Source organism: Massilia sp. MS-15 (assembly GCF_020176695.1).
Lineage (GTDB): Bacteria > Pseudomonadota > Gammaproteobacteria > Burkholderiales > Burkholderiaceae_D > Telluria > Telluria hydrophila.
This window is the reverse complement of record NZ_JAIWIA010000070.1, coordinates 1-9,065: the sequence shown is the minus strand read 5'-3', so window position 1 is coordinate 9,065 and position 9,065 is coordinate 1. Positions and strand designations below refer to the sequence as shown.

At 66.9% G+C, this 9,065-nt stretch carries 8 protein-coding genes; 1 reads left to right on the top strand and 7 read right to left on the bottom strand.

Features of this window, described 5'->3' with window-relative positions:
• Positions 1 to 198: hypothetical protein (locus LCI23_RS19790; protein WP_224948166.1), on the top strand; the 198-nt coding region annotated here is incomplete at its 5' end.
• On the opposite strand, the gene LCI23_RS19785 is transcribed toward LCI23_RS19790, so the two are convergent.
• From LCI23_RS19785 to LCI23_RS19755, 7 genes are all read right to left on the bottom strand, one after another.
• Positions 185 to 1,495, bottom strand: a complete 1,311-nt coding sequence (locus LCI23_RS19785) for an amidohydrolase (RefSeq protein ID WP_224948165.1) — start codon at positions 1,493 to 1,495, stop codon at positions 185 to 187. The two genes, LCI23_RS19790 and LCI23_RS19785, sit on opposite strands and share 14 nt — an antisense overlap.
• Before the next feature lie 67 nt (positions 1,496 to 1,562).
• Positions 1,563 to 3,383 (bottom strand): M61 family metallopeptidase, encoded by a 1,821-nt coding sequence (locus tag LCI23_RS19780; protein ID WP_224948167.1) that lies wholly within the window; start codon positions 3,381 to 3,383, stop codon positions 1,563 to 1,565.
• Positions 3,384 to 3,481: 98 nt separating this feature from the next.
• A complete protein-coding gene (locus LCI23_RS19775; protein ID WP_224948164.1) occupies positions 3,482 to 4,075 on the bottom strand; it encodes an NTP transferase domain-containing protein in 594 nt (197 codons plus the stop codon).
• A 5-nt stretch (positions 4,076 to 4,080) separates the two neighbouring features.
• Positions 4,081 to 6,294: a xanthine dehydrogenase family protein molybdopterin-binding subunit gene (locus LCI23_RS19770; protein WP_224948163.1), complete on the bottom strand. Its 2,214-nt coding sequence runs from the start codon at positions 6,292 to 6,294 to the stop codon at positions 4,081 to 4,083.
• 10 nt (positions 6,295 to 6,304) lie between these two features.
• Positions 6,305 to 6,763 (bottom strand): (2Fe-2S)-binding protein, encoded by a 459-nt coding sequence (locus tag LCI23_RS19765; RefSeq protein ID WP_224948162.1) that lies wholly within the window; start codon positions 6,761 to 6,763, stop codon positions 6,305 to 6,307.
• Positions 6,764 to 6,900: 137 nt separating this feature from the next.
• The gene (locus tag LCI23_RS19760) at positions 6,901 to 7,620 is read right to left on the bottom strand and encodes a DsbC family protein (RefSeq protein WP_224948161.1); all 720 of its coding nucleotides are present in this window, start codon (positions 7,618 to 7,620) and stop codon (positions 6,901 to 6,903) included.
• A 17-nt stretch (positions 7,621 to 7,637) separates the two neighbouring features.
• Entirely contained in the window at positions 7,638 to 8,864 is a 1,227-nt protein-coding gene (locus tag LCI23_RS19755; RefSeq protein WP_224948160.1) for an FAD-dependent monooxygenase, read from the bottom strand.
• Positions 8,865 to 9,065 lie beyond the last annotated feature (201 nt).

The window sequence follows — 9,065 nt, the reverse complement described above, 5'->3', positions numbered from 1 at the left end:
GGTCAGGCTGGCCGAAACTGCCAAGATGGCGAATGGAAGGACGGAGCGAAGGCGTTTGGACATGTCGATTCCCCTGGAATACCGGTTTGCAACCGGAATAATTTTTGGAACGACATTTATAAGGAAAGTGCTTCAATGAATCAACGGATATTTACTACGAGTAAATATCCGTTGTTTTCCTGGTTTATTTCCGGTTAAGTACATTCAGCACTGCCATGCTCATGGCCTGCGCGGCGGTCTTGATCGAGGGCTCCGGTACCGGCGCGTAGGAGGGCGAATGGTTGAAGGCGATCGGCTTGCCGCCTTCCCGTTCGGCTTCGAGTACCGTTTGAGGGTCGTAGACGCCCGTGAAGAAGAACATCGAAGGAATGCCCTCGTTGACGAAGAGCGAGAAATCTTCGCTGGCGGTCATGGCCGGCATGCGCTGGGCGTTCGCGGCACCGAAGGCGTCCTTGAACACGGCTTCGGTGCGGTTCACCAGGGCTTCGCTATTGACGATGGCGGCGCCGCCGCTGATGAGCTGCACGTCCGGCGCCGGTGCCCCGGCCATGGCGGCCGACGCATTCGCCACGCGGCGCACGCCGTCGAGCAACCTGGCGCGCACGGCCGGGCTGTAGGAACGGATGGTGCCGCGCACCTGCACGCTGTCCGGGATGATGTTGCCCACCGTGCCGCCCTGGATCGCCCCGATGGTCACCACACCGAATTCCTTCGGATCCTTCTCGCGGCTGACCACGGTCTGCACGTCGACGACAAAGCGGGCGGCAACCAGGATCGGATCGAGCGACTTGTCGGGCGCCGAACCATGGCCCCCACGGCCCTTGAACACGATCTCGATCGCATCCGAGTTGGACGAGACCGGACCGGCATTGAAACCAACCGTGCCATGCGCCAGCGGCCAGGAATGCAGGGCAAATGCGTAGTCCGGTTTGGGAAAGCGCGTAAACAGGCCGTCGTCCAGCATGGCCCTGGCGCCGGAGACGATTTCTTCCGCCGGCTGGGCGATGTAGACCAGCGTACCTTTCCATGTCGCCTTCATCTCCGCCAGCGTGCGCGCGCTGCCCAGCCAGCCGGCCATGTGGACGTCGTGGCCGCAGCTGTGGGTGACGAAAGTCTCGGCGCCATTGTTCATCGCCCTGGCCCGGCTGGCGTAGGGCAGGCCGGTCTTTTCTTCCATCGGCAGGCCGTCCATCTCGGTGCGCACCAGGACCGTCGGGCCGGGGCCGTTCTTCAGGAGCGCGACGATGCCGGTCTTGCCGACCTTTTCGGTGACCTCGAAGCCGAGCTTGCGCATCTCATGGGCCAGCTTACCGGCGGTGCGCACTTCCTGGAAAGCGATTTCGGGGTGGGCGTGCAGGTCCTTGTACACCGTGTCGAGCCAGGGGTACATGGCGTTGACGCGGGTGTTGATGTCGGTTTTCACGGGAACCGGGAGCTGGGCGGAGGCAGAGCTGGCGGCCAGGAAGAGGGTGACGGCGATCAGGGCGGTTTTCAAGCGGAGCCTCGGTTCAGGTTGGAGTTGAACGCGTGGGCGGAGAATCCGCCCACCCTACGAACAGCCTTTACATGCTGCTGGGGCGCTTCAGGAGCGCGGCTTTGCGGCCGGGCGCCGCCGGCGCCAGGCTGATGCCCGGTGCGCGCTCGCCCTGCAGGATCACCTCGAACGCCATCAGCTCGTCGCGCCGGAAGGCGTGGATGCGCACCGTGTCGCCGACGCGGTAGCGGCCCAGCAGGGTGTCCACGTTCGACGGGTTGCCGGTGGCGCGCAGGCCGTCGATCGCGATGATGACGTCGTGCGCGGACAGGCCCGCGCGGTGGGCGGCGCCGCCTTCGTGCACCTGGCTCAGCTTGGCGCCGAGCGGATCGCGGCCGATGTTCGCGTCGAGCGAGGGCTTGCCGCTCTTGCGCTCGTCCACCAGTTTCAGGCCGAAAGGCGCGTACAGCTTGGCCAGCGGCAGGTCTTCGGTGCCGCGCACCCAGCGCTCGAACTGGGTGCGCAGGCGGGCGCCGGCCACTTCGTCGAAGATGGCCTCGACCTGCGCCTCGCCCACGCCACGGCCGCCGCCCTGGTAGAAGTCGCAGCCGAAGCGTTCCCACAGCACGCGCATCACGTCATCGAGCGACCTGGCGCCATGCGTCCTGGCGCGGATGGTGAGATCGAAGGCCAGGCCGATCAGCGAACCCTTGGTGTAGTAGCTGATGATCGCGTTCGGCGAGTTCTCGTCCTGGCGGTAGTACTTGCTCCAGGCGTCGAAGCTGGACTCGGCCACGCTCTGCTTCAGGCGTCCGCTGCCGCGCAGGACGCCGGCCATGGTCTTGGACAGCAGCTTGAAATAGGTGGGCTCGCCGATGATCCCGGCGCGCACCAGCATCAGGTCGTCGTAGTAGCTGGTGAAACCTTCGAACAGCCACAGCAGCGGCGTGTAGTTCTCCACCTGCAGGTCGTAGGGTGCGAACACGGCCGGCTTGATGCGCTTGACGTTCCAGGTATGGAAGTATTCGTGGCTGCACAGGCCGAGGAAGCGCAGGTAGCCCTCGCCCGGTTCGCCGCCCTTCGGCGTTCCCAGGCCCGGCAGGTCGGCGCGGGCGCAGATCAGGGCGGTGGAAGCGCGGTGTTCCAGGCCGCCGTAGCCGTCGCCGACCGCCATCGTCATGAACACGTAGCGTTCCATCGGGGCCCGCTTCGTTTGCGGTTCGAAGAAGGCGATCTGGGTTTCGCAGATCGCCTTCAGGTCGGCCTGCAGGCGCGCCATGTCGAGGTTCGGCACGCGGCCGGTGACCACGATGTCGTGCGGGACGCCATGCGCCTTGAAGCTCGCCAGCTGGAAGTCGCCCATCTCCACCGGATGGTCGATCAGCTCGTCGTAGTCGCCCGCGACATAGGTGCCGAAACCGTAGCGCCTGGCGCCCAGTTCCTTCATCGCGGTGGCGACGCGCCAGGTCTTCGCCGCCGGGTCGGCGGGACGCTGGATGTCGACCTGGTGCGGCCGGTCCTCCTGGCCAAGCACGCGCAGGAAGACGCTGGTGCCGTTGAAGAAGCCATGGGTCTGGTCGAGGTGGGCGGCGCGCACCGACAGGTCCCAGGCATATACCTCGTAGTGCAGGGTCAGGGGGCCGGCGCTCTTCGCGGCGCGCCAGCTATGCTTGTCCAGCTTGGCGAGCGCCACTTCCTGGCCGCCGCTTTCGGCGCGGATGCGTACGATGTTGCGGGCGAACTCGCGGATCATGTAGCTGCCCGGGATCCATGCCGGCAGCGCGAACACCTGCCCGTCCGGATCGGGAGACGCCACCGTGAGCGTGACATCGAACAGGTGGCCGGCCAGGTCCTTCGGCACGATGGTGTAGAGGATGGCCGGCTGCGTTTTCTGCGAAGGTTTTTTCATTTGATTGTTGTTCATGCGGCAGGAATATCCTTCCAGTGTAATCGGATTCGATCACGACTGGAAACAATGACATGCATATGTCCCGACGCTTGCGCCGCTCACGGCGGGAGGTCGGCCGGCGTATCGATGTCGCGCAGGATGCCGGGATCGTCCACCGCAACCCCGGTCACGGGATGCAGCGCCAGCAGCCGGCGCGCGCCCTGCTCGCCCGCCATGGCCAGCAGCGCATCGCGGTGGACGGCGCCGAAACCGATGGGATTGCCGCGCTGGCCGCCATGCAGCGGCGCCGCGATGCCGGCGCCGCCGAGCAGCGCGTCGCGCAGCGCGGCCAGGGTCGATGGCGCCACCCAGGGCATGTCGCCCAGCGCCACCAGCCAGCCGTCCGCGGGCAGCGACTGGCGCACAGACTGCCGCACTGCATGGGACAGCGAAGCGCCCATGCCGCTGTCGGCATCCGGGCACACGCTCACTTCGCAGCCGAGCGCGCGCAGGAGCTCGCCCACGCCGCCATCCGCGGGCGGCACGACGGCGAATACGCGCGGCACGCAGGACAGCAGCAGGCGCGCGCTGGCGGCGACCACCGGTTCGCCGCCGGGCAGGCGCTGGAGCAGCTTGTTGCGCGCGCCGGCCGGATCGAAGCGGCGCCCGCGTCCCGCCGCGAGCAGGATGCCGGCCAGGGAGGTGCCGCACATGCCCGTCAGGCCGAAGCCAGGTCGAAGGGCAGCTTGCGCAGGCGCTTGCCGGTAAGCCGGAACACGGCGTTGGCGAAGGCCGGCGCCAGCGGCGGCAGACCGGGCTCGCCGATGCCGGTGGGCGGATCGTTCGAGGGCACGATGTGCACCTCGACCTGCGGCATCTCATGGTGGCGCGCGACCACGTAGTCGCTGAAGTTCTGCTGTTCGACCACGCCATCCTTGAGGGTGATGGCGGCGCCCGGGAGGGTCATGCCCAGGCCCATCAGGGCCGCGCCCTGGATCTGCGCCTCGATCGACAGCGGGTTCACCGGCTGGTTGCAATGCACGCCGGCGACCGCGCGATGCAGCTTGGGCACGCCATCCGCCACCGAGGCTTCGACCACCCAGGCCACCACCGAACCGAAGGACTCGTGCACGGCCACGCCCCAGGCGCGCCCCTTGGCCAGCTTCCTGCTGCCGTAGCCGGACTTCGCCACCGCCAGGTCGAGGGCCGCGCGATGGCGCGCATGCTTCTCGCTCATCAGGCCCTTGCGGTAGGCGACCGGGTCGACCCCGGCGATGTGGGCCGCCTCGTCGATCAGGGTCTCCATCACATAGGCGGTGTGGGTGGAGCCGACCGAACGCCACCACAGCACCGGCACGTTCTGCTTCACGCCCTCGACACGCAGGTTCATGGGCACCGCATACGGCTCGCCCATGCCCTCGACCGTGCTGCCGTCCACGCCATCCTTGACCATGCCCTGCTCGAACATGGTGCCGGCCATGATCGACTGGCCGACGATCTTGTGGTCCCAGGCGACGATCTTGCCTTTCCCATCGATGCCGAGCTCGGCGCGATGCACGTAGGACGGGCGGTAGTAGCCGCCGCGGATGTCGTCCTCGCGGCTCCATACCAGCTTGACCGGGCCGCTCTTGCCAGCCGCGCGCCAGGCCCTGGCGACGCGCACCGCGTCGCCGACCCAGTCCGAGGACAGCACCGCGCGGCGGCCGAAGCCGCCGCCGGCCATCATGGTGTGGATCATCACCTGCTCCGGCTTGAGGCCGAGCAGGCTGGCGGCCACCTGCTGGTCGACCGTCTGCGACTGGGTGCCGGCCCAGATCGTGCAGGCCTCGGCCTGCAGGTCGACCACGCAGTTGAGCGGCTCCATCGGTGCATGCGCCAGATAAGGGAATTCGTAGAGCGCCGAGATCTTGCGGGCGGCGCCGGCCAGGGGCGCCATGTCGGCCTTGCGCGCGACACTGCCGCCAGGCGCATTGGCAAGCTGGCGGAATGCCTCCAGCTGGCGTGCACTGTCGACCTTCTCGACCGCGCTGGCATCCCATTCGGCCTGCAGGGCATCGCGCCCCTGCTTCGCCGGCCAGTAACCGGTGGCGAACACGGCGACGCCGCGGGCGCCGCGGTCCAGTTCCACTTCCAGCACCTCCACCACGCCTTTCACGGCGCGCGCGGCGGCGGCATCGAACCTCGCCACCCTGGCGCCGAACACCGGCGGACGCGCCACCAGCACGCTCACGGCATTCTGCGGCGTGAAGTCGATGCCGAACTGCTGGCGCCCGCTCGACTTGGCGCGCGCATCGAGGCGGCGCATCGGCTTGCCAATGTAGCGGAAGGCTTTCGGCTCCTTCAGCACCACGGTGGCGGGGACCGGCTGCTTCATCGCGGCATCGGCCAGTGCACCGTAGCTCGCCTTCTGGCCGTTCGGGCCCAGCACCATGCCTTTCGCGGTACTGCAGCGGCCCGGCTCGACCTTCCACTGCTCGGCCGCCGCGGCGACCAGCATGGCGCGGGCGCGGGCGCCGATCTCGCGGTATTGCAGGAAGCCACGCGCGATGCTGCCCGAGCCGCCGGTGATCTGCATGCCGAAAGCGGGATCCTTATAAACGTCGCCGGCCGGGGCCAGCTCGCCGCGCATCTGCGACCAGTCGGCGTCGAGTTCCTCGGCGATCAACATCGGCAGCGAGGTGTGCACGCCTTGGCCGAATTCGAGGCGGTTGACGATCACGGTAACCGTGTTGTCCGGAGCCACGCGCAGGAAGGCGTTGGGCGCGTACACCCTGGCCTGCGCGGCATGGGCGAAGCGGTGGGCGCCCGGCAGGGTAAAGCCCAGCACCAGGCCGCCGGTGGCGGCGCCCGCCGCTTTCATGAAGCCGCGGCGCGACAGGCCGGCGCCGGCGGCACGCGCGCTGGCCGCGCGGTCGATCCAGTCGAAGTTCATGGCGCGCTCCTCAGGCCAGGGTCTGGGCGGCATCCTTGATGGCCGCGCGGATCCGTTGATAGGTGCCGCAGCGGCAGATGTTGCCGCTCATCGCGTTGTCGATGTCGGCATCGTTCGGGCGCTTGTTGGTGCGCAGCAGGGCGACGGCGCTCATCACCTGGCCGCTCTGGCAGTAGCCGCACTGGGGCACGTCGTGCTTGACCCAGGCGTCCTGCACGGCCTTGCCGACCTGGTCGCTTTCCATCGCTTCGATGGTGGTGATCTTCATGCCCTGCACGCTGCCGATCGGCGTCACGCAGGCGCGGATCGGGTTACCGTCCAGGTGCACGGTGCAGGCGCCGCACAGGGCCGCGCCGCAGCCGAACTTGGTGCCGGTCATGTCGAGGTTGTCGCGCAGCGCCCAGAGAATGGGCGTGGCGGGGTCGGCGTCGACCTGGAGGTCGCGCCCGTTGATGTTCAAGGTAATCATGTTCTGCTCCCTGTTTTGGACTGCGTGTTGTTATGTTTTTCGTAGGGTGGGCGGATTTCCGCCCACGCGTTCAACTAGCGGGAGCACTGCCGCAGAGCAGGCACTGGCTGAACGCGTGGGCAGCAAAGCTGCCCACCCTACTTGAGCGACTGCAGCTTGGTTTCCAGGCCCTTCAGGTCGATCGCGCCCGGAATGCGCGAACCGTCGGTGAAGAAGATCGCCGGCGTGCCCTGGATGCGCAGCTTCTGGCCCAGTTCCACCACCTTGTCGTTCGGCGTCTCGCAGGCGGCTGGCGCGGTCGGCGGCAGCTTGCCGTTGATCATCCAGTCATCCCAGGCCTTGACCCGGTCCGGCGCGCACCAGATGTTCTTCGACTTCACGAAGGAATCCTCGGACAGGATGTTGTACATGAAGGTGTAGATCGTGATGTTGTCGACTTCCTTCAGCGTGGTCTGGCGCAGGCGCTTGCAGTAGCCGCAATTCGGGTCTTCGAACACGGCGATCTGGCGCTTGCCGTTGCCTTTCACCTGCTTGAGCGCGAGCTCGAGCGGCAGGTCGCTGAACTTGATCTTGTTGATCTCCTCGACCCGCACCCGGGTCAGGTTGGTCGAGGTCTTGGTATCGTAGACGTGGCCGATGAACAGGTAGTCGCCCTTCTTGTCCGTATACAGGATGTCGCCGGCGACGCGCACTTCGTACAGGCCGCTGTACGGGGTTTCGCGGATCGACTCGATCTTGGCGCCGCTCAGGCGCGGTTCGAGCGCCTTCCTGATCGTGGCTTCGGTGGTGTTCTGCGCTTCCACGCAAGAGGCGAGCAGGCCCGTCGCCAGCAGGACGGCGACCTTGGTTTTCAACATGACAATTCCTTAATAGATTACTTGCCCATCGCGTGCGCCATCAGGCGCCGCTTAATTACTGGCAATTTGTCGAGCAAGTTTAAGCCGAAATTACGCACGACGCGCACCGGCTCGAGGTTGGCGCCGAACAGGCGTTCGAGCCCGTCGGTGGCCCATTGCATCAGCAGCACGTCTTCCTTGCGCTTGCGGGCGTAGCGGGCCAGCACCCGCTCGTCGGCGATGCCACGCCGGTCTTCGCGTTCGCGCAGCACCTGCAGCAGGTCGACGATGTCGCCGAAGCCCAGGTTCATGCCATGCCCGGCCAGCGGATGCACCGCGTGGGCGGCGTCGCCCACCAGCGCCACCCGCGGCGCCACCATCGAATGCGGGCGCACCAGGGCCAGCGGCACCGCCTTGACGTCTTCCGGCTGCAAGGGGCGCAGGGTGCCGAGCTTGTCCTCGGCATACTCGGCCAGGCGGATCGCCAGTTCGCCGAGCGACTCGTCCATCAGCGTATCGGCCAGGGTTTCCGGGGCCGACCACACCAGCGAGACGCGCTTGCCTGGCAGCGGCAGCAGGGCAATGATGCCATCGGCGCAGGTGAACCACTGGTAGGCCACGCCATGGTGCGGCTTGTCGCAGGCGAAATTGGTGACAATGGCGCGCTGGTGGTACATGCGGTAGTCGACCCCGATATCGCACTGGCCACGCACCCAGGATTCGCGGCCGTCGGCGCCGACCACGAGTTCGCAGGCGATGCTGGTGCCGTCCTCCAGCGCGACCTTCGCGCCCGTCGCGCTGCAGGCGAGGTCGCAGGCGCAGCCGGACACCACCTGCACATTGGCCGCGAACTTCAGGGCGGCGTCCAGCGCGCTGTTCAGGTTGCTGTCCTCGACGATCCAGGCCAGCGTGCCGACGTGGGCGCCGAAGGCGTCGAAGCCGAGATTGCCGCCCTGCGCACCATCGCCCTTGATGTCCATGGCATCGACGGCCTGTACCCGCGCCAGGTCGAGCGCACCCCAGACCTTCAGCGACGCGAGCAGGTCGTGCGCCGTATGGTTCAGGGCATACACGCGCACGTCCCACGGTTTTTCCGCGGCGGACGCGTTCGGCGTCTCGGGCGCCGGGCGCGCGGGCGGCACCAGGAGAGTGACGCTATACCCGGACTGGGCAAAACCGAGGGCGGCCGTCTTGGCGATGGCGCCGTTTCCGACGATGCAGACGTCGCTGCGGTACTGGGCGGCGAGCTTGGTGGTAGTAGTCATGAAATACATTATAGCGAGATGTCAACAGCGCGCCGCTGTTCGCGCTTCCTGGCGCCATGGCGGCGGCGGATCAGCGCGCGGGGGCTGTCAACGCTAAATAGAAATGTCCCCTGTTCTGCAAAGTAGAAATGTCCCCTGGGGTCATGAAGCAGGAGCCAAGGCTAAAGGCGCCTTGATGTGCTCGAACTGAGCGCATGGCGG

What these genes read in the sequence shown, in the direction of transcription:
- LCI23_RS19775 (WP_224948164.1), bottom strand. Translation starts at nt 4,075, where the DNA reads ATGTGCGGCACCTCCCTGGCCGGCATCCTGCTCGCGGCGGGACGCGGG.
- LCI23_RS19770 (WP_224948163.1), bottom strand. Translation starts at nt 6,294, where the DNA reads ATGAACTTCGACTGGATCGACCGCGCGGCCAGCGCGCGTGCCGCCGGC.
- LCI23_RS19765 (WP_224948162.1), bottom strand. Translation starts at nt 6,763, where the DNA reads ATGATTACCTTGAACATCAACGGGCGCGACCTCCAGGTCGACGCCGAC.
- LCI23_RS19760 (WP_224948161.1), bottom strand. Translation starts at nt 7,620, where the DNA reads ATGTTGAAAACCAAGGTCGCCGTCCTGCTGGCGACGGGCCTGCTCGCC.
- LCI23_RS19755 (WP_224948160.1), bottom strand. Translation starts at nt 8,864, where the DNA reads ATGACTACTACCACCAAGCTCGCCGCCCAGTACCGCAGCGACGTCTGC.
- LCI23_RS19780 (WP_224948167.1), bottom strand. Translation starts at nt 3,383, where the DNA reads ATGAAAAAACCTTCGCAGAAAACGCAGCCGGCCATCCTCTACACCATC.